Source organism: Sphingobium baderi (assembly GCF_001456115.1).
Classification (GTDB): Bacteria; Pseudomonadota; Alphaproteobacteria; order Sphingomonadales; family Sphingomonadaceae; genus Sphingobium; species Sphingobium baderi_A.
Window position 1 is genome coordinate 2,616,205 of sequence record NZ_CP013264.1, and the last position, 26,866, is coordinate 2,643,070.

24 protein-coding genes are annotated in these 26,866 nt (G+C 61.8%); 17 read left to right on the forward strand and 7 right to left on the reverse strand.

Features of this window, described 5'->3' with window-relative positions; genetic code table 11:
* The 7 genes from ATN00_RS24215 (at position 1) to ATN00_RS12980 (ending at position 6,118) form a co-directional block, all read left to right on the forward strand.
* Complete coding sequence (locus tag ATN00_RS24215) at positions 1–129, forward strand: hypothetical protein (RefSeq protein ID WP_257720645.1); 129 nt, start codon at positions 1–3, stop codon at positions 127–129.
* On the forward strand, positions 126–572 hold the full coding sequence (gene ccmE, locus ATN00_RS12955; RefSeq protein WP_062065268.1) for a cytochrome c maturation protein CcmE: 447 nt from the start codon (positions 126–128) through the stop codon (positions 570–572). Before ATN00_RS24215 ends, ccmE begins: the two co-directional genes overlap by 4 nt.
* Complete coding sequence (locus ATN00_RS12960; RefSeq protein WP_062065271.1) at positions 569–2,497, forward strand: heme lyase CcmF/NrfE family subunit; 1,929 nt, start codon at positions 569–571, stop codon at positions 2,495–2,497. The genes ccmE and ATN00_RS12960 overlap by 4 nt, the downstream gene beginning before the upstream one ends.
* On the forward strand, positions 2,494–3,021 hold the full coding sequence (locus tag ATN00_RS12965) for a DsbE family thiol:disulfide interchange protein (RefSeq protein WP_156415278.1): 528 nt from the start codon (positions 2,494–2,496) through the stop codon (positions 3,019–3,021). The genes ATN00_RS12960 and ATN00_RS12965 overlap by 4 nt, the downstream gene beginning before the upstream one ends.
* Positions 3,018–3,428, forward strand: a complete 411-nt coding sequence (locus ATN00_RS12970; protein ID WP_062065277.1) for a cytochrome c-type biogenesis protein — start codon at positions 3,018–3,020, stop codon at positions 3,426–3,428. Before ATN00_RS12965 ends, ATN00_RS12970 begins: the two co-directional genes overlap by 4 nt.
* A complete protein-coding gene (locus ATN00_RS12975) occupies positions 3,425–4,069 on the forward strand; it encodes a tetratricopeptide repeat protein (protein ID WP_062065280.1) in 645 nt (214 codons plus the stop codon). The genes ATN00_RS12970 and ATN00_RS12975 overlap by 4 nt, the downstream gene beginning before the upstream one ends.
* Positions 4,070–4,192: 123 nt before the next feature.
* The gene (locus ATN00_RS12980; RefSeq protein WP_062065282.1) at positions 4,193–6,118 is read left to right on the forward strand and encodes a potassium transporter Kup; all 1,926 of its coding nucleotides are present in this window, start codon (positions 4,193–4,195) and stop codon (positions 6,116–6,118) included.
* A 62-nt stretch (positions 6,119–6,180) separates the two neighbouring features.
* On the opposite strand, the gene ATN00_RS12985 is transcribed toward ATN00_RS12980, so the two are convergent.
* Complete coding sequence (locus ATN00_RS12985) at positions 6,181–6,645, reverse strand: Hsp20 family protein (protein WP_062068772.1); 465 nt, start codon at positions 6,643–6,645, stop codon at positions 6,181–6,183.
* Between the two features lie 599 nt (positions 6,646–7,244).
* On the opposite strand from ATN00_RS12985, the gene ATN00_RS12990 reads away from it, so the two are divergent.
* Positions 7,245–8,495: a lipoprotein-releasing ABC transporter permease subunit gene (locus tag ATN00_RS12990; RefSeq protein ID WP_062068774.1), complete on the forward strand. Its 1,251-nt coding sequence runs from the start codon at positions 7,245–7,247 to the stop codon at positions 8,493–8,495.
* The gene (locus ATN00_RS12995) at positions 8,488–9,183 is read left to right on the forward strand and encodes an ABC transporter ATP-binding protein (protein WP_062065284.1); all 696 of its coding nucleotides are present in this window, start codon (positions 8,488–8,490) and stop codon (positions 9,181–9,183) included. The genes ATN00_RS12990 and ATN00_RS12995 overlap by 8 nt, the downstream gene beginning before the upstream one ends.
* A gap of 141 nt (positions 9,184–9,324) precedes the next feature.
* On the opposite strand, the gene ATN00_RS13000 is transcribed toward ATN00_RS12995, so the two are convergent.
* Positions 9,325–10,494, reverse strand: a complete 1,170-nt coding sequence (locus tag ATN00_RS13000) for a Yip1 family protein (RefSeq protein ID WP_062065287.1) — start codon at positions 10,492–10,494, stop codon at positions 9,325–9,327.
* Positions 10,495–10,627: 133 nt separating this feature from the next.
* Here ATN00_RS13000 and dnaE point away from each other — a divergent pair, with 133 nt between their 5' ends.
* Entirely contained in the window at positions 10,628–14,167 is a 3,540-nt protein-coding gene (dnaE, locus tag ATN00_RS13005) for a DNA polymerase III subunit alpha (RefSeq protein WP_062068776.1), read from the forward strand.
* A gap of 133 nt (positions 14,168–14,300) precedes the next feature.
* Here dnaE and ATN00_RS13010 read toward each other — a convergent pair whose 3' ends face one another.
* Both ATN00_RS13010 and ATN00_RS13015 read right to left on the reverse strand, forming a co-directional pair.
* Positions 14,301–14,792 (reverse strand): flavin reductase family protein, encoded by a 492-nt coding sequence (locus tag ATN00_RS13010; RefSeq protein WP_062065290.1) that lies wholly within the window; start codon positions 14,790–14,792, stop codon positions 14,301–14,303.
* Between the two features lie 212 nt (positions 14,793–15,004).
* Positions 15,005–16,072 (reverse strand): PA0069 family radical SAM protein, encoded by a 1,068-nt coding sequence (locus tag ATN00_RS13015; RefSeq protein ID WP_062065293.1) that lies wholly within the window; start codon positions 16,070–16,072, stop codon positions 15,005–15,007.
* Between the two features lie 83 nt (positions 16,073–16,155).
* Here ATN00_RS13015 and ATN00_RS13020 point away from each other — a divergent pair, with 83 nt between their 5' ends.
* Positions 16,156–16,686 carry a YbjN domain-containing protein gene (locus tag ATN00_RS13020; protein WP_062068778.1) on the forward strand — a complete coding sequence of 177 codons (531 nt, stop codon included), beginning with the start codon at positions 16,156–16,158 and terminating at the stop codon, positions 16,684–16,686.
* A gap of 19 nt (positions 16,687–16,705) precedes the next feature.
* Here the strand turns inward: ATN00_RS13020 and moaB are convergent, their stop codons facing one another.
* The 3 genes from moaB to ATN00_RS13035 are packed head-to-tail and all read right to left on the reverse strand — an operon-like array spanning position 16,706 to position 19,730.
* A complete protein-coding gene (gene moaB / locus ATN00_RS13025; RefSeq protein ID WP_062065296.1) occupies positions 16,706–17,233 on the reverse strand; it encodes a molybdenum cofactor biosynthesis protein B in 528 nt (175 codons plus the stop codon).
* A complete protein-coding gene (locus ATN00_RS13030; protein ID WP_062065299.1) occupies positions 17,233–19,014 on the reverse strand; it encodes a lytic transglycosylase domain-containing protein in 1,782 nt (593 codons plus the stop codon). Before ATN00_RS13030 ends, moaB begins: the two co-directional genes overlap by 1 nt.
* Positions 19,011–19,730 carry a uracil-DNA glycosylase family protein gene (locus tag ATN00_RS13035; protein WP_062065302.1) on the reverse strand — a complete coding sequence of 240 codons (720 nt, stop codon included), beginning with the start codon at positions 19,728–19,730 and terminating at the stop codon, positions 19,011–19,013. Before ATN00_RS13035 ends, ATN00_RS13030 begins: the two co-directional genes overlap by 4 nt.
* A 127-nt stretch (positions 19,731–19,857) precedes the next feature.
* Here ATN00_RS13035 and ATN00_RS13040 point away from each other — a divergent pair, with 127 nt between their 5' ends.
* Genes ATN00_RS13040 through ATN00_RS13065 form a run of 6 tightly spaced genes read left to right on the forward strand, consistent with a single transcriptional unit; the run spans position 19,858 to position 26,864 of the window.
* On the forward strand, positions 19,858–21,510 hold the full coding sequence (locus ATN00_RS13040) for an electron transfer flavoprotein-ubiquinone oxidoreductase (protein ID WP_062065305.1): 1,653 nt from the start codon (positions 19,858–19,860) through the stop codon (positions 21,508–21,510).
* A 34-nt stretch (positions 21,511–21,544) separates the two neighbouring features.
* On the forward strand, positions 21,545–23,155 hold the full coding sequence (locus tag ATN00_RS13045) for a tetratricopeptide repeat protein (protein ID WP_231746273.1): 1,611 nt from the start codon (positions 21,545–21,547) through the stop codon (positions 23,153–23,155).
* 7 nt (positions 23,156–23,162) lie between these two features.
* Positions 23,163–24,038: a 4-(cytidine 5'-diphospho)-2-C-methyl-D-erythritol kinase gene (locus tag ATN00_RS13050; protein ID WP_231746274.1), complete on the forward strand. Its 876-nt coding sequence runs from the start codon at positions 23,163–23,165 to the stop codon at positions 24,036–24,038.
* A complete protein-coding gene (locus ATN00_RS13055; RefSeq protein WP_062068780.1) occupies positions 24,035–24,751 on the forward strand; it encodes an N-formylglutamate amidohydrolase in 717 nt (238 codons plus the stop codon). Before ATN00_RS13050 ends, ATN00_RS13055 begins: the two co-directional genes overlap by 4 nt.
* 45 nt (positions 24,752–24,796) lie before the next feature.
* A complete protein-coding gene (ilvD, locus tag ATN00_RS13060) occupies positions 24,797–26,518 on the forward strand; it encodes a dihydroxy-acid dehydratase (RefSeq protein WP_062065312.1) in 1,722 nt (573 codons plus the stop codon).
* Positions 26,499–26,864, forward strand: coding sequence for a hypothetical protein (locus ATN00_RS13065; RefSeq protein WP_062065315.1), 366 nt, complete (start codon positions 26,499–26,501; stop codon positions 26,862–26,864). The genes ilvD and ATN00_RS13065 overlap by 20 nt, the downstream gene beginning before the upstream one ends.
* Positions 26,865–26,866: the final 2 nt, after the last annotated feature.

Below are 26,866 nucleotides of genomic sequence, written 5' to 3' on the forward strand. Positions count from 1 at the left end.
ATGAATCAATGGGCATTCGTGGCGGCCGCCTATGCGCTTGCCTTCCTTGCGACCGCCGGGGTCGTTATCCTGAGCTGGCGCGCCATGCGAGAGGCCGAGGGACAGGCGGAAGACAGGACGCGCACGTGAAGGCGAAACATCAAAGGCTGATACTGGCGCTGGTTGCGCTGGTGGCGCTGATCGGCGCGGGGTTGCTGGCGGCGTCGGCGTTGAAGGACGAGGCAGCCTATTTCTACGCCCCCGCTGACGTGAAGGAGAAGGGCGTCGAGCCGGGCAAGGCAATCCGGCTGGGCGGTATGGTCGTCAAGGGCAGCCTGAAACATGCGGCGGACGGCGTGACCATCCATTTCGACGTGACGGACGGCAAAGCCACGGTGCCCGCGACCTTCAGCGGTATCGCGCCGGACCTGTTCCGCGAGGGATCGGGCGTCGTTGCCGAGGGCGCTTTTGACGGGAAGGACACTTTCGTCGCGACCAACCTGCTCGCCAAGCATGATGAACGCTACATGCCGCGCGAGCTGGAAGGGATGCAATATGATGAGAAAACCCACGAGATGAAGGGCGGGCAATGATCGCGGAAGCCGGATTGGCCGCGCTTTGGCTGGCCGCGGCGCTGGCTTTGTTGCAACTGGCGCTGGTCGCTTTCGGTCTGGTGGGGCGCAAGGGTGAATTGCTGGGCGCCGTCCGCCCGGTGGCGGTGTCGCAGGGCTTGCTGACGCTGCTGGCGTTCGTGATGCTGGTCCTGTTGTTCCTGCGGTCGGACATGTCGGTGATGCTGGTCGTCACCAACAGCCATTCGATGAAGCCCTGGCTCTACAAATTCGCCGGGACATGGGGCAATCACGAAGGGTCGATGCTGCTCTGGATCACGGTGATGGGCCTCGCCGGGAGCGCGGTCGCCCTGTTCGAGCGGGCGCTCAGGCGAGACACTCATATGGCGACGCTGGGCGCGCAGGCCGCGATCAGCCTTGGTTTCTATGCGTTTCTGCTGTTTTCTTCCAATCCCTTCGCCCGGATCGATCCGCCTCCGCCCGATGGACAGGGTCTCAATCCCTTGTTGCAGGACCCCGGCCTCGCCTTTCATCCGCCGACACTTTATCTGGGCTATGTCGGACTTTCGGTCGCTTTTTCCTTTGCGGTTGGAGCCTTGCTGACCCGGCAGGTCGATGCGGGCTTTGCGCGGGCGATGCGGCCGTGGGTGCTGGCGGCATGGGTGATGCTGACGCTCGGTATCACGGCTGGCAGCTATTGGGCCTATTATGAACTGGGCTGGGGCGGCTGGTGGTTCTGGGACCCGGTGGAGAATGCCTCGCTGATGCCCTGGCTGGCGGCGACGGCGCTGCTCCATAGCGTAACGGTGCTGGCGACGCGGGACGCCTTGCGGGCGTGGACGGTGATGCTGGCCGTCATCGCCTTTTCCATGTCGATGGTGGGCACATTCCTTGTCCGATCGGGTATTTTGACGAGCGTTCACGCCTTCGCGGTGGACCCGGAGCGGGGCACCTTCATTCTGGGGTTGCTGGCGATTTACATCGGTGGCGCGTTCGCGCTTTTCGGATGGCGGGTCGGCGCGGTGCGGGAAGGCGCGCCCTTCGAACTGGTGAGCCGTGAGACAATGCTGGTCATCAACAACCTGTTGCTTTCGGTCATATTGGGGCTGGTGCTGATCGGGACGCTCTATCCACTGATGACGGAGGCGTTCGGTCACAAGGTGTCCGTCGGCGCGCCTTATTTCGACCGGATCGCTGGCCCCATTGCGCTGATCCTGATGATCGCCATGATGGCGGGGCCACTCACCCGGTGGCGACGGGACCGTTTTGCCGTGGTGGCGGGGCGCATGATGGTTCCGGCCATCGTGGCGCTGGTTGTGCTGGCTCTCGTGGTCGCGCTGGCATGGGGGCGGATCGGCATATTGCCACTCGCCGGGCTTGTGGTCGCCGGAGCGGCGGCCGTCGGGAGCGTTGGGCCGCTGTGGAAGCGCAACCTGCGCCGCACACCGCTTTTCACCTGGGGTATGGTGATCGCACATCTGGGCTGTGCGGTCAGTCTGGGCGGCATGGCGTCCGATTCCGCCTTTACGGTGGAAAAGCTGGTCGCGGCGCGGCCCGGCGATAGGATCGAGACAGCGGGCTGGACCCTGCATTTCGACAAGATCATGCCGATCGCGGGCGATAATTGGACCGCGTTGCAGGCGGACATGACGGCGAGCCGGGGCGGAGGCACGGCAATCGTCATCCATCCGCAATCGCGCTTTTTCGCCTCTCCGCCGACGACCACGACGGAAGCCGCATTGCTGACGCGCTGGAACGGGCAGCTCTATGTCGTTCTGGGGCAGGAAACCGACGATGGCCGGTGGCAGGTCCGCATCTGGTGGAAGCCGTTCGTGACCTTCATCTGGCTCGGCGGGATCATGATCGCGCTGGGCGGCGCGCTGGCGTTGCTGGGCCGGGAGCGGCGCGGCTGGCTGCTGAAATGGCGGGCGAGGGCAGTCGCATGAGGAAAATGCTGATCTGGCTGCCGCTGGTCCTTTTCCTCGGCTTTTTCGGGCTGTTCGCGAGCGGGCTTCTGAAGCCCGACGACCGCCTCATAGCCTCCAAGATGGTGGGCAAGCCCTTGCCCGCCTTCGCTCTTCCCGCCGCATCGAGCGACCGGCCCGCCCTGACGAGCGCCAATCTGGCGACCGGCACGCCGCGCCTGCTCAATATCTTTGCAAGCTGGTGCGTGCCCTGCGCGGCCGAAGCGCCGCAACTCATGGCGCTCAGGCAGGCGGGCGTGGAGATCGACGCCATTGCGATTCGCGATGCGCGCGCGGATGTGGACCGCTTTCTGGCCCGCTATGGCAATCCCTATGCCCGCATCGGGCTGGATGCTCGCAGCGCCGTGCAGATCGCGCTTGGCTCGTCTGGCGTGCCCGAGACGTTCGTGATCGATGGCAAGGGACGGATTGCCTATCAGCATATCGGCGATATTCGCGCCGATGACGTGCCGATGATCCTCGACCGGCTGAAGAGCGCGCAATGAGGGTGTTGCTTGCCCTTCTGCTCCTGCTGGCGAGCGCGCCGGTGCTGGCGCAGACGGCCCTGCCGCCCGCGCCCTATGCCGACCGGCAGATCGATGACCCGGCGCTGGAGAAGAAGGCGCGCGCGCTCATGGAAACGATCCGCTGCCTTACCTGCCAGAGCCAGTCCATTGCGGATAGCAACGCCAGCATGGCGGCCGATATGCGCTCGGAAATCCGGCAGCGCGTCATGGCGGGCGAACAGCCGGAACATATCCGCGCCTGGCTGATCGAGCGTTATGGCGACTGGGTGAGTTATGAGCCGACAGCGAACCCGATAGTGTGGCCGCTCTGGGGCGCCCCGATCGTGTTGTTGGTTTTGGGCCTGCTGCTGCTGCGTGGGCGAATCAGGAAAGGCAGGCGGTCATGACGGGATGGGTGATCGCCGCGAGCCTTGCGCTGCTCGTGCTGCTTATTCTTTTCTATGTGGTTTCCATTCCCCGGATGGCGCGGGAAATCACCGCCGCCGCGCTGCTGATCGGGCTGGCGGGCTATGCGTGGCAGGGAAATCCGGGCCTTGCGGGCGCGCCACGGAAGGCGGCCGGAACGCAGGCGGCGTCATTTGACGAGGGGTTGGCGGAGCAGCGCCGGGCGCTGGCCGAACGTTATGGCCCCGCGGGGCAATGGTTGATGATGTCCGATGGGCTGGGGCGTCAGGGCAAGAGCAAGGAAGCCGCCAATATCCTGTTGTCCGGATTGCGCCAGACGCCCGACGATCCCAATCTCTGGCTTGGTCTTGGCAATGCGCTGGTGGTTCATGCCGATGGCGTGGTGTCTCCGGGCGCGGATTTCGCTTATCGCCGGGCCATGGCCGTTGACGAAAAGGCGATCGCGCCGCGTTTCTTCTATGGGCTGGCGCTCGCCAGAAGCGGTCAGTTGCAACCTGCGCGCGCGCTTTGGGCGCCATTGGAGCAGACCTTGCCCGAAGGCAGCAAGCTCAAGGCCGAACTGAAGGCCAATATCGCGCGTATCGACGTTCTGATGGCATCGGAAGGCCCGCGTCCCGAATAGAAACAGCCGACACAGGCGCATTGCACGGGTGAGGGAGGCGTGATAGGGGCCGGCGGTTTGCAGGGCATAAAGGTCGCCCCTTGCACAGGTGTCGGAAAAGCATGATTATTCGGCGTTTCTTTCATGGCTGAACAGGCAGGCAACGGCACAGCCGTTGCAACGGAAGAAGATCATGGTCACGGCCATGTGCGGCAGAAGGCGACCGCTAAACTGGTCGTCGGCGCGATCGGCATCGTTTTTGGCGATATCGGCACCAGCCCGCTTTATGCCTTTCGCGAAACCTTTGCGGGGCATCATCATCTCGATCTCGACGCGGATCATATATTGGGCGTCATCAGCCTGATGTTCTGGTCCATGATGCTGGTCGTGACGCTCAAATATGTCTCGATCATCATGCGGGCCGACAATAAGGGTGAAGGCGGCAGCCTGGCGCTGCTGGCGCTTATCAACGGACAGACCAAGACGCCGCGCTGGTCGAGCGGCATCATCCTGCTGGGCGTTTTCGCGACGGCGCTGTTCTACGGCGATTCGATGATCACGCCCGCCGTGTCGGTGCTGTCGGCGGTGGAGGGGCTTGCGGTCTATAATCCCGGCTTCGCCCCCGCCATTCTGCCTGTGGCGGTGTTGATCCTGCTCGGCCTCTTCTGGATTCAGGGGTGGGGGACCAACCGGGTCGCATCGTTGTTCGGCCCGATCATGCTGTTCTATTTCGTGACCATCGCGACATTGGGCGTCATCAGCATCCTCAAGACGCCGGGGATCGTTTTCGCGCTCAACCCATATTGGGCGTTTATGTTCTTCGTGACCGATCCGCTTCCGGCCTTTTTGGCGCTGGGATCCGTCGTGCTGGCGGTGACGGGCGCGGAGGCGCTCTACGCTGATATGGGGCATTTCGGGCGCAGTCCGATCCGTGTGTCGTGGTTGGCCTTCGTGCTTCCGGCGCTGATGCTGAATTATATGGGACAAGGCGCGCTGCTGTTCCGCGAAGGCGCGGCGGCGCTGCACAGCCCTTTCTACAACCTTGCCCCGCAATGGGGGCAATTGCCGCTGGTGGCTCTGGCGACCATGGCGGCGATCATCGCCAGTCAGGCGGTGATTTCCGGCGCCTTTTCTGTCACGCAGCAGGCAATACAGCTCGGTTTCATGCCGCGTCTGCGGATTGCCCATACCAGCGCGTCCACGGCGGGGCAGATTTACATCCCCCTCGTCAACTGGGGGCTGATGATCATGGTCATCCTGCTGGTGCTGGTGTTCCAGACATCGTCGAATCTGACTGCGGCCTATGGTATCGCGGTGACGGGGGCGATGTTTATCGACAATCTGCTGCTGACGGTGGTGCTGTTCCGCCTGTGGCACTGGCGCTGGTACTATGCCGCGCCGGTGCTGGCCGTATTCTTTATCGTGGACGGCGCCTATCTGGCGGCGAACCTGACCAAGGTGCCGGACGGCGGGTGGTTCCCGCTGCTGATCGGCTTCGTGGTGTTCACCCTGCTCACCACCTGGTCGCGCGGGCGCAAGCTGATGCAGGACCGTCTGCGTGAGGCTGCGATGCCGATTCCGGTGTTCGTGGCGTCAGCGGCCAACAGCGCGGTCAGGGTGCCGGGGACGGCGGTGTTCATGACATCGACGCCCGATGGCGTGCCCCATGCGCTGCTCCACAACCTCAAGCATAACAAGGTGCTGCATGAGCGGGTCATCCTGCTGACCGTCAAGATCAAGGACGTGCCGGTGGTCGAGGATGACGGGCGGTGCAAGCTGGAGGATCTGGGGCGCGGCTTCTTCCGGCTGGTGCTGCAATATGGCTTCATGCAGGAACCGGACGTTCCGGCGGCGCTCAAGAATGTGACCGGCTGCGGCCAGACGTTCAAGATGATGGACACCAGCTTCTTTCTTGCGCGGCAGACGCTGCTGCCGTCGGCCAAGCCGGGGATGCCGCTGTGGCGCGAGAAGATCTTCGCCTGGATGCTGCGGAACGCGGAAAGCGCGATGGAATTCTTCCGCCTGCCCACCAATCGCGTGGTCGAATTGGGCAGCCAGGTCGAGATTTGATGCGGTGACGAAAAAGGGCGCGACCGGGAAGGCCGCGCCCTGCAATTCTTATCGAGAGCCGATCAGGCGGCGTCGCGATCCTTGCCGATTTCCACGAGCTGACCGCCGTTGATGGCAATCTTCTTGGGCTTCATGGCTTCGGGGACTTCGCGGACCAGTTCGATCGTCAGCAGTCCGTCCGCGAGATCCGCTGTCTCCACCCGCACGAAATCGGCGAGTTCGAAGCGGCGCTCAAAGCTGCGGTTGGCAATCCCAACATGCACGAACTTGGCGCGGTCGGTCGCCTGCGTTTCCTCCTTGCGGCCGGACACCTGGAGCAAGTTCTGCTGGGCGGTGATCTCCAACTCATCGGAGCGGAAGCCCGCCACGGCCAAGGTCACGCGATAACGATCTTCCGAAAGGCGTTCGATGTTGAAGGGCGGGTAATTGTCGCCCTGCTGCAACCGGGCATTGTTTTCGATGAGGTCGAAAAGACGATCGAAGCCGACAGTCGAGCGGCGATAGGGGGTAAGGTCAAAACCACGCATTGTCATAATCTCCCAAAGAGCAAAATGAACATGCCGGACCCGAAATATGGCATCCGGCGAACCTGTGTCCGGCCCCTGATGGCGACCGAACAGGAGCGATATGGTTTGGCGAAACCGGGTTTCAAGGGGAAGGAAAGACAGGAAGTTTTTCCTCGGACGTCGCATATGTCACAGACGATGTGGTATTTTATCGTGCAGCGCCGGAAGTCCGGGCAGACGGGATTCAGGTGGCCATGGCGTCATCATGGCGTAGATCGAGTGGATAGGCTGGCATGTAACAAAAGTGCCCGGATCGCGTTTCCACGATCCGGGCACTGATGGACGATTTCTCGTCTCCCCCTTGGTCTGCCTCAACCGTTTTCTCAGCCCCCTAAGCTTGAAAACGGGAAGCAGTATCCCTGAACCACGGCCTTGTTTACCTGTGCTTCGATTGCTTTGCTATGGCGGCTGTGCCCTGCTGTCACGGCCTATTTCCCTGCCGCTGTGATTTTACTCCCGTGGCTGTGGCTGTGCTGCAACAATGCCGAGATGCTTGCCGTGGGCCCATAGCCTGCTAGATGGGCGAACGAACCAATTTCCAGGGGGCCGTCCGCGCCGTCATGATTCTATCCCGATATGAACGCATGATCGCCAAGCGTTACCTGCTGCCCGGCAAAGGCGAGGGATTTATCTTCCTTGTCGCTGGAATCAGTCTGGCTGCCGTGATGCTGGGCGTTGCCGCGCTCATCATCGTCATGAGCGTGATGAATGGTTTTCGTGCGGAACTGTTCGACAAGATCGTCGGGCTGAACGGTCATGCGGTCGTGCAGGGCTATGGCGGGCGATTGCCAGATTGGCAGAGCATATTGAAGCAGGCGAAGGAAACGCCGGGCGTCACCAGCGCTACGCCGTTGATCGAACAGCCTCTTTTGTCGACCTTTCAGGGCCGGGTAGAGGCGGTGCTGGTGCGCGGCATGACCGTGCCTGACATCCGCGCCAACACCACCTTGAAGGGCAAGGTGCTGGCCGGGAGCCTCAACGACCTGACGCCGGGAGGCGACAAGGTCGCCATCGGATCGCGGCTCGCGGAGAATCTGGGCATCCAGAAGGGCGACAGCATCACCATCATCAATCCGGCGGGCCGCTCCACTCCCTTCGGCACGGTGCCCCGGCAGGTTTCCTATCAGGTGGCGGCGATATTCGAGGTCGGGGTCTACGATTATGACAAGGCGTTCGTCGTCATGCCGATCGAGGATGCACAGACGCTGCTGCTGTTGGGCAATGTGGTCGGCATGATCGAGGTGGAGACGGTGAACGCCGACAAGGTGGGTTCTATCCTGGAGCCGTTGGCGGCAAAGGTCGCGGGCCGCGCCGTCATCACCGACTGGCGGCAGATGAACGCATCCCTGTTCGAGGCGCTGGCGGTGGAACGGGTGGCGATGTTCGTGGTGCTTTCGATCATCGTGCTGGTGGCGGTGTTCAATATCCTGTCCTCGCTCATCATGCTGGTGCGCGCCAAGACGCGGGATATCGCCATATTGCGGACCATGGGGGCGAGCCGGGGCGGACTGGTCAAGATATTCATGACCGTAGGCGTCACTATCGGCACGCTGGGCATGGTGGCGGGGATGGTGCTGGGTTTCACCTTCCTGTTCTTCCGGCAGAGCCTTGTGAACGCGATCCAGTTCGTGACGGGGCAGAATCTGTGGGACCCGTCGATCCGGTTCCTCACGGAATTGCCGTCCAAGCCCGATCCGGTGGAAATCACCATCATCTGCCTGATGGCGCTCATCTTCAGCTTCCTCGCGACGCTTTACCCGGCGTTCAAGGCTGCCAATACCGATCCCGTGCAGGTGCTGCGTTATGAATGATGTTCTGAAGGTCACCGGGCTGACGCGCAGCTTCACGCAGGGCGGCGTCACCATCGAGGTGCTGCGCGGCGTCGACCTGAACGTGGGGCCGGGGGAGATCGTGGCGCTGTTGGGGCCGTCGGGATCAGGCAAGTCCACCATGTTGCAGGCAGTAGGGCTGCTGGAAGGCGGGTTCGACGGGTCCATTCGCATCGGCGGCGAGGAAGCGGCGAAGCTGGACAATGACGGGCGGACGCGGCTGCGGCGCGATGCGCTGGGCTTTGTCTATCAGTTCCATCATCTTCTGCCGGACTTCAACGCGGTGGAGAATGTCATCCTGCCGCAGGTGATCCGAGACGTGGAAATGAGCGTGGCGCGCGCGAGGGCCGAATCGCTGCTAACGTCACTGGGGCTGGGGCATCGGCTGGAGCATCGGCCGAGCCAGCTATCGGGTGGAGAGCAACAGCGCGTAGCGGTGGCGCGTGCGCTGGCGAACCAGCCCGCGCTGGTGTTGGCGGACGAACCTACCGGTAATCTGGACGAGCGGACGGCCGATGTGGTGCTGGCCGAGTTTCTGCGGTTGGTGCGGGGGGAAGGCTCGGCTGCCCTTGTTGCCACGCATAATGAGCGACTGGCGCAGAAGATGGACCGGGTGGTGCGGCTGCATGAAGGGCGGCTGGAGGAAGATGCGGGAGAGGCAGCGGCCTGATCAGGCTGTCATTTCCGGCTGTTTCCGGCCAATGGCGGACAACCCACATCCGTTTGGGCTGAGCCTGTCGAAGGGCGAACGGAGATGGGAATAGCGGACAGTCCGCTCCCCACCCAAACCCGCCATTCAACCTCACGCCATTCACTTCGCCAGCGCGGCGAGGCGGTCGAGGCCGATGGCGTTCACGGCGGCTTTCAGTTCGTCGATGTTGGCGACGGTGCCATTGGCCTCCACCATGAAACGATTGGCGAGCGTAGTGCCATATTTGCCGTGACGGCTTTCGCTGTCCCATTCCTCCGTCACGATGCGGCCATCGACGGTTTCCGTCTTTTCATAGCCGGTCGCGGTCTGTCTATTTGACTGGACGTTGAGCGCCGCACCGAGGCCCGCAAACGCCCCCGCGACGGCGATGTCGGTGACTTCCAGGCTGATGTCGTCATCGCCCGCGGCATAGCGCGCACTGGCGCGAGCGCCTGCCGACATGCCGCTGCTTTCGACCTCCGTGCGGGTGAAGCGGCCGATCTTTTCAGGGAGCATCGCTTGCAACGCGGCGGGGGCGACGGCGGCGGACGTGCCGTTCTGAGCGGCGTCCTCCATCCGCTTCGCGGCGGATTCCATTTGCTTGCTGGCGGCGTCGAGCTTGCCGAGATCGACCTTGCCCACGCCGGGGACGGTCATTTCGCCGCTGACCGTGGACGGACCATAGCCGCCGCCGAACATCGTGCCGAAGGGACGCGCCAGCGCACCCGCGACGATGAAGAGTATCGCGGCGGCGACGATGGTGACGATGGTGTAGACCAGCGCCTTGTCCTCCGGCGCTTTCATCAGGCGCGGCAGGCCGAGATAGAGGAGATAGAGGCTGTAGAGACCAAGGATGCCGAGGATCGAGAGCGAAGGCACCAGCGAGAAAATGCCCGCGAGCCAGCCCGCCGTGCCGGAATAGGCGGCGACCTTGAACGCCTTCACTTTGTCCTTCTGGCCGCCGAACTGGGGTGCGAGGAAATCGATGATGAGGGCAAGGACGAAGAGGCCGATCAGCGCGAAGACATAATGGGCGATCGCCATGCTGATCGCGCCGACGAGCGAAGGGCGGAACGTGATGCCAAGCGCGCCATAGCCGAATATCTGGCCGCCGATCAGCGCGGCGAGCGGCGGGATGGCCGCGAGGATTAGCACATAGCCGGTGAAGATGCCGCCGATGGTTGCCGGTTCGGCGTCGATGACGGCCCATTCTTCCTTGGGCTTGAGGATGATCGCTTTTGCCCTGACGACGATGCTGGGCGGGGTGGAAACCGGGTTCACGTCCGTCATGTGGCACTCTCCCTGTTCGTTACGGGGATAGGATCAATTTCGGATGCATAACGCAAGCGCTATCTGCCTTAATTATCCCCAGCTTTCGATGATGAGGGCTGGCATCGAATCGGGGAGGGTGCATAATGCCGCCATGCCTCACGCCGGTTTCGTTCCCCTTCGCATATTGTCGTCCTTCACCATGCTGGAAGGAGCGATCGATCCCAAGAAGATCGCCAAACAGGCCAAGGCGCTGGGCTTTCCGGCGGCGGCGATCACGGACCGGAACGGGCTTTACGGTTCCATGGCTTTCTCCGACGCCTGCAAGAGCGAAGGGGTGCAGCCGATTATCGGCGCGATGCTGGGGATATTGCGGCCGGGACGCCCGCTCAATGCTCCGCCCGTGCACGATTGGCTGACGCTCTACGCGCAGGACGCGGCGGGTTATGACAATCTCTGCGCGCTAGTGTCCATGGCGCATCTCGACCGTCCGGTCGAGGAAGTGCCGCATGTCACGCTGGAGGCGATGGAGGGGCGGACCGATGGCCTGATTGCTTTGACGGCGGGAGGTGAAGGCGCCATCGCGCGGCTGTTCGCAGAGGACCAGCCGGACGCTGCGCGGGCCTATGTCGAGCGACTGGAGGTCTTGTTTCCCGACCGGCTTTATGTCGAAATTTGCCGGCGGCTTGATCCCGTCGAGGGGAAGGCGGAGCCCGACCTGCTCGACATGGCCTATGCGCGTAACCTGCCGTTGGTCGCGACCAATCCGACCTGTTTTGCCGAACCGCATTTCCATGAAGCGCATGATGTGATGCTGTGCATCGCCGACAGCGCTTATGTGGAGACGCCGGACCGCCGCACCAGTTCTCCCGATGCTTGGATGAAACCGGCGGCGGAGATGAAAAGGCTGTTCGAGGATTTGCCCGAAGCGCTGTCGAACACGCTGGTCGTGGCGCAGCGTTGCGCGGTGGCCGCGCCCAAGCGCAAGCCGATCCTCCCCAGCCTCGCGGGTGATATCGAAGGCGAGGCGCAGATGCTGCGCGAACAGGCCGTGGCCGGACTAGAAGCGCGGCTGGAAAAACTGGGCATCAGTGATGAAGACGCACGGCGACCTTATTTCGAGCGGCTGAAGTTCGAGACGGATATTATCGTCCAGATGGGCTTTCCCGGTTACTTCCTGATTGTTGCCGATTTCATCAAATGGGCGAAATCGCATGATATTCCGGTGGGGCCGGGACGTGGTTCGGGCGCGGGTTCCGTGGTGGCGTGGGCGCTGACGATCACGGACCTTGACCCGTTGCAACTGGGGCTGCTGTTCGAACGATTCCTGAACCCGGAACGCGTGTCGATGCCGGACTTCGACATCGACTTCTGCGAAACGCGGCGGGGCGAGGTGATCCGCTACGTTCAGAATAAATATGGCGCGGACCATGTGGCGCAGATCATCACCTTCGGAAAGCTGAAGGCGCGCGCGGTGCTGAAGGATACGGGACGCGTGCTGCAGATGAGCTATGGGCAGGTCGACCGGCTCGCCAAGCTGGTGCCCAACCATCCGACTGACCCATGGACGCTGGAGCGATCCCTGAACGGCGTGTCCGAGTTCCGGGCGGAATATGACAATGACGGGCAGGTTCGGCGGCTGATCGACTATGCGATGAAGCTGGAAGGCTTCCCGCGCCATAGCTCCACCCATGCGGCGGGCGTGGTGATTGGGGACAGGCCCCTGAGTCAGTTGGTGCCGCTCTATCGCGATCCGCGATCCGATATGCCGGTGACGCAGTTCGACATGAAATATGTCGAAGGCGCGGGGCTGGTGAAGTTCGACTTCCTCGGCCTTAAGACGCTGTCGGTGTTGCAGAAAGCGGTGCAGTTGCTGGCGGGGCGAGGCGTCGAGGTCGATCTCGACAGCCTGAGCTGGGACGATCCGGCGGTCTACGACCTGCTCCAGCGCGGCGATACGGTGGGCGTGTTCCAGTTGGAATCGGAGGGGATGCGGAAAACCCTTGCCGCCGTCCGTCCAACCAATTTCGGCGACATCATCGCGCTGGTGTCGCTTTACCGCCCCGGCCCGATGGACAATATCCCGATGTTCGGCCGTCGCAAGAACGGGCAGGAGGAGATTGAATATCCTCATATTCTCCTGAAACCGATCCTCGAAGAAACATATGGCATCTTCGTCTATCAGGAACAGGTGATGCAGGCCGCGCAGATATTGGCGGGCTATTCGCTGGGCGACGCCGACCTGCTGCGCCGCGCCATGGGCAAGAAGATCAAGGCGGAGATGGACGCGCAGCGCGCCCGCTTCGTGGAGGGCTGCGCCAGGAGCGACATCAAGCCGGCCAAGGCCAATGAGTTGTTCGACTTGATCGACAAGTTCGCGGGTTATGGCTTCAACAAGAGCCATGCGGCGGCTTATGCCTTGCTCGCCTATCAAACCGCGTGGCTCAAGGCGCACTATCCGGCGGAGTTCTATGCCGGGTCGATGGCGTTCGATATCCACCTGACCGACAAGCTCACTGTGTTCGTGGACGATATGCGGCGCATGGGGCTGACCTGCCTGGCGCCGGATATCAATCGGAGCGGGGCGGATTTCTCGGTCGAGGCGGTGGAATATGAAGGCGACGATCCGCGTCTGGGCTTTGCGGTACGCTATGCGCTGGGCGGCCTCAAAGGCGTGGGTGAAAAGGCGATGGAGCAACTCGTCGAGGAACGGGAAGCGCGAGGGGCGTTCAAGAGCCTCGATGATTTCGCTGATCGGATCGAACCACGGCTGCTTAACCGGCGGCAATTGGAAAGCCTCGCTGCGGCGGGCGCTTTCGATCATATTCATGCGGACCGCGCAGGGGTTCATGCGGCGGCCGAGACGATCCTGACCGTTGCCGCGAGTAACGCGGAGGCTCGGGCGAGCGGGCAGGGCGGGCTGTTCGGCGGAGAAGAAACGCCCCATGCCGATGTCCACATTCCGCCGCATCAGACCTGGTCAACGGCGGATCGCATGGCGCAGGAGAAGGAAGCGTTCGGCTTTTATTTTTCGGCGCATCCGGTGGATCGTTATCGGCATCTGGCCGATGCGCGCGGGGCCAAGAGCTATGGGACGATCTGTTCGGAACCGGTAGCCGAAGGTGGGCGCGTCAATGGCGTGATGGCCGCGATGGTCGAGGATGTGCGCTGGCGCGAGACGAAGCGCGGGGCGCGCTATGCCGCCGCGACCTTTTCAGACAATAGCGGGCAGTTTCAGGCGAGTTGCTTCGATGAGGATGCGTGCAAGGCCATTGAGGAAATGGCGCGTGAGGGCGATTGCGCGCTGTTGATGGTGGAACTGGACCGTTTGCCGGGAGAGGAAACGCCGCGCGTCACTGTCCGGGGCGTGGAGCCTTTCCGGCAGCTTGCCAATGCATCGCGCATGGAATTGACGGTAGATGCGAGCGATCCGACATCGGTGGCGGCGCTGGCGCAACTATTGTCGCGGGCGCGAGGTGGACGGAGCGAAGTGTTCCTGCGCGCGCCGGTGCAGGATGGGAAAGCTGCGCGGATTTTCCTGGGGGATGACTATACCATCGGGGCGGATCAGGTGGATGCGATTGCGCTGATTCCCGGGCTTGCGATTCATACGTTCGAACGGATGGAGCCGAAGGCGGATGGCTATAGAGCGCGCAACCGGCGGGCTGGTTTGCGGCTGGTGGCCGGCGGATAGGATGCGGGTGTTCGGCAAGCGCGTGACGATTGCCGATTGAGGATGAGCGTACGCTCCCTGCCTGTGCCGGGAAAAGAGGCCGATGCCCCTTTTCCCCTATGGATTGAAACGAGCCAACACAGGCGATGGAGAGTCAGTCTTTCAGCCGCGCTGCCGAGGCGAAGGTTCCATCCACCCAGACCAGCGGATCGATTTCCGGATGGTTCACGATGCCGGTGACTTCGCCGGTGTAAAGAATGTGGGTCGATACCTCGAAAGCGCCGGACTTACGACACATCATGCTGGCGACGGCGTCGCCCAGAACTGGCGGACCGTCAGGGTTAAACTGCCAATCGCCGGTTTCGAAACGCTCGCGCCCCTTCTTCTGGCCGCTGAAGATGCCTACCAGCCCCTGATGCCGGGCGGCCAGCAGGTTGACGCAGAATTCTTCCTCGTCCGCCAGGATCGGCGCGATGCTGGCATTGCGGTTGACCGCGACGATCAGGGTCGGGGGATCGGCGGTCACGGACATGACAGCCGTTGCCGCCATGCCGGTGCATTCTTCGCCCTTGCCAGCGGTGACAATGGCGATGGTGGTGGCAAGGCGACGCATCGCCTGTTTGAAATCATCCGTAAGATTGGTCATCGATGCCTTTCCTCAGTCAAGCCAGTCGCGATGTTCGCAAGATTCCGCATTCTTCAAATATGTTCCGAGAGTCTGCATCGCTCATACCAGCGGGTCGATCCGCATAAAGCGGGGCATGTGTGATCGGTTCGGACGACTCCCCCTTGAACACCCAATATCGAGCGCCCGGCCGATGTGGAAGGGTGTTGGTGGATGCAAGCATGGGAATTTTCTCAGAAAAGGCGCATTTGCGGTCCTTCCGGGGGTCGGAAAAGATCGGTCCTGACGGTCAGGCGCTCTCCGGTGAAGCCTGCCCGCATCCGTGCCTTGATAAAGCGGGTACGGATCAGATCGGCCCATACGCCCTGACCGCGCATACGTGTGCGAAAGTCCGGATCATTATCCCTTCCGCCGCGCATGTCGCGGATGATGGACATCACCTTTCCGGCCCGATCCGGGTAATGCTCATCCAGCCATGCCCTGAATAGAGGTGCGACTTCGTGTGGAAGGCGGATCGGAATGTAGCTGACCTCGCGGGCTCCAGCATCCGCCACCCGCGCGACGAGAGCCTCTATTTCATGATCGGTGATCCCCGGAATGACGGGCGAAATACTGGTAAGAACCGGGATTCCGGCCTCTGCAAGCTGACGGATCGCATCCAGCCGGCGCAGAGGATGGGGCGCCCTGGGCTCAAGCGTGCGCGCCACCAGAGGATCGAGCGACGTGAGCGAAAGCGCCACGGAAACCAGCCGGTCGCGCGCCATGTCCGACAGCAGGTCAATGTCCCTCAATATGCGGTTCGATTTGGTGGTGATGAACAGCGGATGGCGGCATTCGGCTAACACTTCCAAGCACTGGCGTGTGATCCGCCATTCCCTTTCTATCGGTTGATAAGGGTCGGTGTTGGTGCCCATGGCGATGGGCGCAACCCTATAATTGCTTCGCGATAGTTCCTCTTTCAGCAATTTGGCGGCGTCGGGCTTGGCGAAAAGACGCGTTTCGAAATCGAGGCCCGGCGACAGGTCATGATAGGCATGGCTTGGCCTTGCGAAGCAATAAATGCAGCCATGCTCGCATCCCCGATAGGCATTGATGGACTGGCTGAATGCGATGTCCGGGGAATTGTTTCGAGTAATGATGCGCCGCGCGCGCTCTATCGTCACGCTCGTGCGGCGGTGCGGAGCAAGGCCATCGATTGCGGGCAAGGCATCCAGCCAGTCTCCATCCGCTTCCCGATGGGGAATGTTGAAGCGGCCGCTTGCTTCGTTCCGCGTTGCGCCTCTGCCTTTTTCGCTGGCCATACTGGATTAGAACATAACATGAACAATTTGACAAGCCATTGTCGATGGCGGCACAGGACGGAAAAATCGATGAAGGACCTCAAATGCGCCATATCCTGACGAGCCTTGCCGTTGCAGCCGCTGCCTTTTCCCTGCCGGCTTTCGCGCTGGATGAGGAGCCGTGCGGCAAAAGCATGGTGTGCGCCAGCAATCCGCAATCGGTTGCCGATGGCGTGCAGGCCGCCGGGTATAAGGCTGTCCTGTCGAAAAGCAGCACAACCGGCAATCCGATGATCGAAAGCGCGGCCAACGGTTATAATTATTCGATTTTCTTCTACGAATGCGAAGATGGGAAGAAATGCGGTTCGATCCAGTTCCAGATCAGCTTTGAGGATGATGGCGCGAACACATTGGAACTGGCGAACAAGTGGAACAGCAACAAGCGGTTCAGTCAGATGGCCGTGGCCGACGACAAATCGCTGGCCGTCAGCTATGATGTGGCGACGATCGGGGGCCTCAACCAGAAGAACTTCGCAGATGTGGTCGACTGGTGGGCGCTGATGCTGGGCGAACTGAACAAGTTCTTCAAGGAAAACCCGGCGCCTGCTGCCGCAGCCGAGGCGGCGGTCAAGTAGGCCCGACTGCTGGCCGCTATCAGCGTTCGTTGAGGCGAGGCATCAGTTCCACGAAATTACAGGGACGGAACCGGCTGTCCAACTGGCTTACAAGTATGCCGTCCCACGCATCCCTGACCGCGCCGGTGGAACCGGGTAGCGCGAAGATATAGGTGCCCCGCGCGACGCAGGCGGTGGCGCGGGACTGGATGGTGGACGTTCCGATCGTCTGATAGCTGAGCCAGCGGAACAGCTCGCCAAAACCGGGAATTTCCTTGTCCTGCACCTGCGCCAGCGCTTCGGGGGTTACGTCCCGTCCGGTCACGCCGGTGCCGCCGGTGGTGATGATGCAGTCGACTTGCGGATCGTCGATCCATGCATGAAGGCGCGCCACGATGGTGGCGCGCTCGTCCTGCTCGATATGGCGAGCGGCGAGGATATGGCCGGCCGCCGCGATCCGTTCGACCAGAGTGTCGCCGGAACGATCCTCCGCCAACGTTCGGCTATCGGAAACAGTCAGGACAGCAATGCGGACCGGCAGGAAGGGCCGGCTTTCATCGATGGACATCAATCGCTGCCGCCCGCTGCGATCAGGCTTTTCCCGTCAACGCGCGTCAGGCGAACCAGCCGGCTTCCCTTGGTGCCGGGGAATGTGGGCCAAAGGCCCTGCGCCATGCCGGTCAGGCACTCCGCCTTGCCCTGCGCCTGGATCTGATACATCCAGTAATTACGCATGACGATGTTCACATAGGCGCGCGTTTCATAATAGGGCAGGGATTCCATGAATAGTAGCGGATCGCCATTGTCCTTCACCTGGACATTCCAGCGCTGCACGGGCAGAGGCCCGGCATTATAGGCGGCCATGACCTTGGGCAGAAGGCCGCCGGTCGCGCTCATGTCGCGCAAGGTTTCCAGATAGCGTTGGCCATATTCCATGTTGGTGGACGGCACGAACAACTGCGCGGGGGAGGATAACCCCATGTCGCTGCCCGTCCCCGGCCGGACCTGCATCAAGCCACGCGCGCCCGCGGAACTGACGGCATCCGCGCGAAAGCCGGATTCCTGAAGTGTGTGGGCAAAGACCAGCGAAGGATCGACGCGCCAGCCGCCATCGGGCTTCCAGTCGGGGGCGGGGAAGCGCGCGAAGCTTTCCGGCTGCTTTCCGGCGGGGCCATTATGGGCAAGCCACAACTGCGTCGCGGGAAGATTGAGGGCGCTAGCCAGACGGAGCAGCGCATCATATTGCGTGGTGCCACCCAGTTTGGCCTGATAGCGCAAGGCTTCATCGGCCTTGTCGGACTGGCCGATGGCCGCAAAGACGATCGCTGCGCGGACATTGGGATTGGCCTTCAACTGCTGCCATTCCGCTTCGCCGAAGCGAACGCCCATCGCCGCGCCGCCCAGCGGTAAGCCCAGCGTCTCGCGGGCAAGAAGGCCATAGAAGGTTTCGTCCGAACGAGCCGCGACCTTGAGCAAATTTTCGACTTTTTCGGGCTGCCCGCATATCATATAGGCCCGCGCGGCCCAATAGGCGCCCGCCGCGCGCATATCGGCATTGCCCGACAGGGCCGCCACATTCGCAAAAGCAGGTGCGGCGGCGATGCAGTCATTCTGACGCCATGCGGCAAGGCCCGTCGTCCAATGCGCCTGCACCGTCCAGTCGCCGCCCGACCGAACTTCCAGCGCCTTTGCGGCCATGCGCCGGGCGTTCCCGTCGTCGCTTTCGATATAATAGGCCCATGCAACGCGTTGGCGCACTTCGGTCAGCCCTTCGGGCGTCAGGCCCGCTTCGCCGGTGGTGAGCAGTCCTTCCGCTCCGGCCGGATCGTCATTATTGATGAAGGGCTGGATGCGGCTGGCGAGGCTTTGCGCCAGCAGATCGGTCTTGGTCGCGCGCACATATTCGCGGCGCGGTGCGGAGCCCAGCCAGACCAGCTTCTGGACTTGAGGCAGATCCGGTAGAATGGTCGCGCCACGTTTCTGGGCCAGGCGGGAAAGCTGATCCGCGCGCGGCAGCCATGACGCCTTGTTCAGCAGGTCGAGAAGGTCGAACAGTTCGGTGCGTGGCGAGCCCTTCGCCAGGTAGAGTTCGGCAAGCGCCATGGAACGCATCGGGTCCTGCTGGTCGAGAGTCAGGATCATTGCTTTTGCGTCGATCCATTTCTGGTCCTGAAGCGAGGCGAAAATGGCGCGGTATCGTCCCTTGTCGCCGTCGCTCAATCGAAGCGGGGTGGAATTTATCGGAAGGGCGGCAACCATGGCCGCCGTTTCGGCTTTTACGGGCAGAACCGTCGCGGCGCCCAGCATCAGAAGGGCCAGGCGGGAGAGGCAGGTGGTGGCGCGAATCACGAACGGCTTTCCTTGATAAGACTTTGCAGAGCGCGCCAACATTCCGCCTTGGCCGCTGGCTGGCCGAGCAGCAGTCGCGGATGAAATGTGGCAATTGCGGGCAGAGTGCCGCCATCATGGTTAAAGAAACGTAAACTATTTGCGCTGTCGCTTGCATCCGGCGGCAAAAGGGCACGGGCTGTCCGATCGCCCAGCAGCAACAGTCGCTCCGGGGCGGCAAGCGCGACATGCGCGCGCATCCGTCTGGCGGCGAAGTCAATGTCGCCAGCTTCCACCATGCCGCCGGGAGGGCGCGCGGCGAAGAGCGAGGCGATATAGACATCCGGGCGGCTCATGCCGATGGCTTGCAACATCGCTTCGAGCAGCGTTCCGGCGCGATCCGCAAGCAGGCTGTTCGCGTTCATGTCTGCCGGATCGGGCATATCGGTGACGATCATGAGCGGTGCGGATTGCGGTCCCGCAGGCATGATCGGCGGGGCCGCCCACCGGCGTTCGGGCTGCGTGGCTTCGCTTGCCAGCCAGTCGTGAAATGCCGCGAGCGTCGCCGGCATGGCCGGAACCGGGGCGGCGACGGTGGGCTTTGTGATGGTGACGGGCGCTGGGCGCAGCCAGTGAACGGGAGCTTCGCTCACCGCGCAATCGACCCCCGCTGCCGCCCACCATTCAAGATAGGCATCGGCCGCTGCCGACAAGTTAATCTGCAATGCACCCCGCATAGTTCTTCTAGGGCCAGAGGTTGACGGCGTGGTCAAGAATCTTCATCGCGCTTAATGTCAGAATGTTGGAGTAATGCGGCGACCGGATGAGGGAGGGAAGCCTGCCGGTGTGCCTAATGGAGGGATTATGAGCGAACGGGAATCGATGCCCTATGACATCGTCATCGTCGGTGGCGGGCCTGCCGGCCTGTCTGCCGCGATCCGGCTGAAGCAGTTGGCGAACGATGCGGGCCAGGAACTGGCGGTATGCGTGCTGGAAAAGGGATCGGAAATAGGCGCCCATATCCTGTCCGGCGCGGTCGTCGATCCCAAGGCGCTTGATGAGCTTTTGCCCGAATGGCGGGGTCAGGGTTGCCCGCTGGCCGAAGTGCCGGTGACGGATAACCAGCACTGGTTCCTCACCAAGGGCGGCAAGATGGCGATGCCGCACATCATGACCCCGGGCTGGATGCACAATAAGGGCACTTATACCGGATCGCTGGGCAATCTGTGCCGCTGGCTGGCGGAGCAGGCCGAAGGACTGGGCGTGGAAATCTTCCCCGGCTTCGCGGCGGCAGAAATCCTCTATAATGAGGATGGGTCGGTGAAAGGCGTCGCGACCGGTGACATGGGCATCGATCGTGAAGGCAATCGCAAGTCCGATTATCAGCCGGGTCTGGAACTGCACGCCAAATATACCTTCTTTGCCGAAGGCGCGCGCGGTCATTTGACCAAGATATTGAAGCGTCAGTTCGACCTCGACGCCGACAGCCAGCCGCAGGTCTATGGCCTGGGCATGAAGGAATTGTGGGACATCGACCCCGCCAAGCACAAGCCGGGCCTGGTCATTCACACACAAGGCTGGCCGCTGACGGACGCCTATGGTGGCGGTTTCCTCTACCATCAGGCCAATGGGCAGGTGGCGTTGGGTTTCGTGGTCGGCCTTGGCTACCGCAATCCCTATCTCTATCCGTTCGAGGAATTTCAGCGCTGGAAGCAGCATCCGGAAATCCGCAAATATCTGGAAGGCGGTCGCCGCGTCTCCTATGGCGCGCGCGCGATCAATGAAGGCGGCTGGCAGTCGATTCCGAAGCTGGTATTCCCTGGCGGCGCGTTGATCGGCTGCACGGCGGGCTTCGTAAACGTGCCGCGTATCAAGGGCACCCATACCGCGATGAAGTCGGGCATGCTGGCCGCCGAAGCCGCGTTCGAGGCGATCCAGAACGAACGCGCCCGCGACGTGCTGCACGATTATGAGGACCGCCTTCGGACAAGCTGGATCGCGAAGGAACTGCAACTGGTCAAGAATGCCGAGCCGCTTCTGTCTAAGTTCGGCAACACCATTGGCACGTTGCTGGCGGGCATCGACATGTGGATGCGAACGCTCAAAATCGGCTTGCCTTTCACGATGAAGCACAAGCCGGACAATGAGAAAATCTGGCCCAAGGATTCGTGCCGGAAGATCGATTATCCCAAGCCGGATGGCGTGATCAGCTTCGATCGCCTTTCTTCGGTGTTCCTGTCGAACACCAATCATGAGGAAGATCAGCCGGTTCACTTGCAGCTGAAGGATCCCTCGATCCCGATCAGCTACAACCTGCCCATTTATGACGAACCGGCACAGCGTTATTGTCCTGCTGGCGTTTATGAGGTGGTCGGGCTGGACGAAGGCAATCCTCGTTTCCAGATCAACGCGCAGAATTGCGTCCATTGCAAGACTTGCGACATCAAGGACCCGACCCAGAACATCAACTGGGTCGTGCCGGAAGGCGGCGGAGGGCCGAACTATCCCAACATGTAAGCGCATCATCGCTTTGGGACTGTTGGCGCTGCCGATGACCGCACAGGCATCGGTGGCACCGGACAGCGCATTTCATGCCTATGCGCGCGCGCGGCTTGCCGATGGGGATGGCGCGTCGCCGCTGGCGGTCGAGAATTACCGGCTGGCGCTGGACGAAGATCCGGGGAGCCCGGCCATCGCGCGGCGATCTTATCTGCAGGCGCTGGAAAGCGGCGATCTTCCTCTGGCGTTGCGGTCCGCTCGGTTGCTGGACGCAGAAGGCCTTCTGCCGCGCGATGGCACTTTGTTGCATATTGGCGATGCGCTCAATCGCAAGGATTGGGCGGCAGCCCGGACGTGGACCGACCGAATGGCGGAAGAGGGCAATTTCGCCTTCCTCGCACCCCTTGTGCGAAGCTGGATTAGGCTTGGTGAGGGGAATTACGACCCGCCCATCCTTGTTGCGAAAGACCGCGCCGACATCCTCGCGCGGCGCTATATGGATGAGCAGATTGCCTTGCAGGCGCTGGCGCGGAAGGATGTTCAGGCCGCTCTTCCCGCAATCCGGGCCGCTCTTGCCACCCGGACCAGCGATCAAGATGCGTTGCGCCTGACTTTTGCCGCCCAATTGGCAAGTCAGCGAGCTGCTACACAGGCTCTTGAGCTTCTGCCCGACGATCGAGCCAATTTCGCTCTGGCACGATCGGATATTGAGCAGGGCAGGAGCAGGAAACTACGCCGGGAAGGCGCGCCACTTACGCCCGCGCAAGGTTTTGGGCGGCTGCTGACGCGGCTCGCGGTTGACGCGGCAGCGATGGACGGCGGCGAAGTTCTGTCGATTCGACTAGCGCGTATCGCGACCTTTGCGGATCCAGGCGCGGAAAGCCGGATCGTGATGGCGCGCCTGTTGACCGAGAATGAAAATCCCGCGCTGGGCCTTGCCGAAGCGCGCAAGATTCCCGTGGACAGCTATTATGGTGCGTTGGCGGAAGCGGAACTGATCGACGCATTGGATGGGGCAGGGCAGGACGAAGGCGCCATTGCCCTGGCGCGGTCGCAGGCCGCGGCACCGAATGCCGAGGCGGAGCGTTTCGTGCGCCTGGGCAGCTTGCTGGCGGGCGCCAAGGATTTTAGCGGAGCCGCGCAAGCATTCCGCGCCGCGCAAGCCCGCTATCCGGCCGATGCCATGCCCTGGACGCTGCTTCTGTTCGAGGGCAGTGCGCTCGAGCAGGGCAAGCAATGGGATGAAGCGCGGGCGGTATTGGAACGCGCGGCGAAAATCGAACCGAATGAGCCGATGATATTGAATTATCTTGGCTACGCGCAGATCGAGCGGCGTCAGAATGTGGACGAGGCGCTGGCGTTATTGAAAAAGGCCAGCACCCTGAAACCCGACGATCCATCGATCACGGACTCGCTGGGGTGGGCCCAATTCATTGCGGGCAATGTGGAGGCGGCGGTCCCGGTGCTGGAGAAGGCAGCGGCCAGCGCGCCGGGCGATGCGACCATCAATGAGCATCTGGGGGATGCATTATGGGCGGCCGGGCGGCGTTATGAGGCGCGCTATGCATGGAAGGCCGCGGCCACATTCGCCGATGGAGTCGTGGCTGAACGGCTGAAAGCAAAGGCGAAAGAAGGTATGAAGCCCGAATATGCCGCCCCCTGAGTTTGAAATGATTCAAAATATCAATATCGATATGCAAGCTACTGAAATTGCTTATGCCAAGATCAATCTGGCGCTGCATGTCCGTAGCCGCCGGCCGGACGGCTATCATGCACTGGAAAGTCTTTTTGTCTTCGCGCAGGATGGAGATCGCTTGGACGGTAGGGTCACGGAAAGTGGAGCCGTCACGCTCCACACGGACGGGCCATTCGGAACGGAGATTACCGAAGACGCGGACAATCTTGTCGTGAAGGCAGCAGCGGCTCTTCGCAGCTATTTGGGCGAATCCCGCGGAGCGGCCCTGCGTTTGACCAAGAATCTGCCAGTGGCATCGGGCATAGGAGGAGGCTCTGCGGATACCGCGGCGACGCTGCGGCTGCTGATGCGGCTGTGGGATGCGAAGATTGAACGGGCCAAGCTGGAAGAACTGGCTTTGACAATCGGCTCCGACGTTCCCGCCTGTCTGGCCAGTACGACCCGGCTCGTCCGTGGACGTGGTGAATTGCTGGAAGATCATGATCTGCCGGAATTGGCGGGTGCGCCGCTATTGCTGGTCAATCCGGGGGTGGCGCTGTCGACAGGACGTGTATTCGCGGGCTGGGATGGAATGGATCGCGGTGCGTTGGTTGCGGATAACCTGAAGGAACTTTGCGTGGGTGGACGCAATGACCTTGAGCCAGCCGCAAGGCGTGAAGCGCCGGTGATCGCGGACGTCCTCACGCGGTTGGCGCAATGCCAAGGGCAGTTTCTTTCCCGCATGTCGGGATCGGGCGCGACCTGTTTCGCCCTGTTTGAAACGGAAGATACCATGCGCGCGGCTGCACAGGCGTTGCGTGCGGAGTATCCTATATGGTGGATCATGGAAACGCGGATCAGAACGGCATGACCGAAGCCTTTACACAGATCGACGGCGGCGATCTCAACATTCTCATCGTCGCGGATCATGCATCGGCCCATGTGCCCCGCGACATCGATCTGGGCATCGATCCGGTCTTGCTTAGGGAACATATCGCCGTCGATATCGGCGTGGCCGAAGTCAGCGCGGCAATCGCGCGGCAATTGGGCTGCACGGCTATTCTGGGGGGCGTGTCCCGCCTGGTGATAGATCTCAATCGCGAGGATGATGCGCCGGGCCTGTTGCCGGTAATGAGCGATGGTCATGCAATTCCCGGCAATCGCGATGCGGACGTGATGGAGCGGATGATCCGGTTCCATCATCCCTATCATCATCATCTGAGCCGGTTGCTGAACCGCATGACGTCGCCGTTCATTCTGTCGGTGCATAGCTTCACACCCCGTCTTGCCAGCGATCCGGAGCAACAGCGGCCATGGGAGATCGGCGTGCTCTATAACGAAGATGATCGTGCTGCACGGATCGCCATCCCACTGTTGAAGGCTGTGGGCCTGAAGGTGGGCGATCAGCAGCCCTATTCGGGTCAACTGCTCAACGCGACGATGAATCGGCATGCGGAAGCCAATGGCATTCCCTATCTCGGTGTCGAAATGCGGCAGGATCTGGTGCGTGACGAAGCCGGTCAGCGGCGCTTTGTGGAAATATTAGGTCAAATTTCACTGAATTGTCATAATATACTTGCGTGAATCACTCCTTTTTGGAAAGAGGCGCGCGCAACAAGGGTAAGTTTTATGTCTCATACATTCGATAAATCGAAGCTGCCGAGCCGTTATGTCTCCGTTGGTCCGGAACGCGCACCCCATCGCAGCTATTATTACGCGATGGGCCTGACGGAGGAGGAGATCGCTCGTCCCTTCGTCGGCATCGCGTCGGCAGGCAACGATAGCGCGCCCTGCAACACGACACTCGACGCGCAGGCCGACTGGTGCCGCAAGGGCGTGAATGAAGCGGGTGGGATGCCACGGCGTTTCAACACCATCACCGTTACCGATGGCATCGCCATGGGGCACCAGGGCATGAAAAGCTCGCTGGTGAGCCGGGAGGTGATTGCGGATTCAGTCGAGCTTTCCGTGCGTGGCCATTGCTATGACGCGCTTGTGACCTTTGCCGGTTGCGACAAGTCGCTGCCTGGCATGATGATGGCGATGCTGCGCCTCAACGTGCCGTCGATCTTCGTCTATGGTGGCTCGATCTTGCCCGGTCGTTATCAGGAGCGCGACCTGACCGTTATCGACGTGTTCGAAGCGGTCGGACGCTATGCAGCCGGGAATTGCCCGCTTTCCGAAGTGACCGCCATCGAAAAGGCCGCCTGTCCCGGCCATGGCGCATGCGGCGGTCAATATACGGCCAACACTATGGCTTGCGTGGGTGAAGCCATCGGCCTGTCATTGCCGAACAGCAACATGGCGCCTGCTCCTTATAAATCGCGTGAGGAAATCGCCGTGGCTGCCGGCCGTCAGGTGATGGAATTGCTGGCGCAGAATATCCGTCCGCGCGACATTTGCACGCGCGATGCTTTTGAAAACGCCGCGCGCATCGTGGCGGCGACCGGCGGCTCGACCAATGGCGCGCTGCATCTGCCCGCCATGGCCAGCGAATGCGGTATCGACTTCGACCTGTTCGATGTGGCGGAAATTTTCAAGACGACGCCCTATATCGCCGATCTGAAGCCCGGCGGCCGCTATGTCGCCAAGGACATGCATGAGGCAGGCGGCATCTACATGCTGATGAAGACATTGCATGCCGAAGGGTTGCTGCATGGCGACTGCCTGACCGTCACCGGTAAGACGCTGGCGGAGAATATCGATGAGGTGACGTGGAATCCTGAACAGAAGGTCATTTATGACGCCAAGACCCCGATCACGCCGACGGGTGGCGTGGTTGGCCTGAAAGGTTCGCTGGCGCCCAATGGCGCGATCGTGAAGGTGGCGGGGATGCACCGCCTGCAATTCAGTGGTCCGGCTCTGGTATTCGAGCGGGAAGAAGATGCCTTCGCTGCCGTCGAAACGGGCGCGATCAAAGAAGGCTCCGTCATCGTCATTCGTTACGAAGGCCCCAAGGGCGGTCCCGGCATGCGTGAAATGCTGGCGACGACAGCCGCGCTTTATGGCCAAGGGCTTGGCGAGAAGGTGGCGCTTATCACCGACGGGCGTTTTTCTGGCGGCACGCGGGGTTTCTGCATTGGCCATGTCGGGCCGGAAGCAGCCGAATGCGGGCCGATCGCTCTGGTCGAAAATGGCGACATCATCGCAATCGATGCGGAGGCTGGCACCATTGACCTCCAGGTGGACGAAGCCATTCTGGCCGAGCGCCGCAAGAACTGGCAGCCACGCCAGAATGATTATCAGTCCGGTGCATTGTGGCGCTATGCACAGAATGTGGGTCCGGCCTACAAGGGAGCGGTAACGCATCCCGGAGCAAAGGCCGAAACCCATGTCTATGCGGATATTTGATGGATTGATCGGGGCGGGGCTTCTGTGCCTCGCCCTTGCAGCCTGTAAGCAGGCGCCGGACGCCGGACTGTCGGCGAATGATGGCGACCGGATCGAATGTGCCTTTGGTGCGAAAGCGGAATGGGCGCGTGACTGCGTGGCGGAACGCCAGGGTGATATGCTGACGCTGCGACATGCCGATGGCGGGTTTCGCCGTTTCACCATCGTCAAGGACGGGCGCGGCCTTGTCCCCGCCGATGGTGCGGAACAGGCAAAGGTTGATATCGTGGGCGATCGCCAGATCGAATTGACGATTGGCGACGCGCGCTACCGTATCCCCGCTACCATTGCGGGAGCACCCCGCTGACC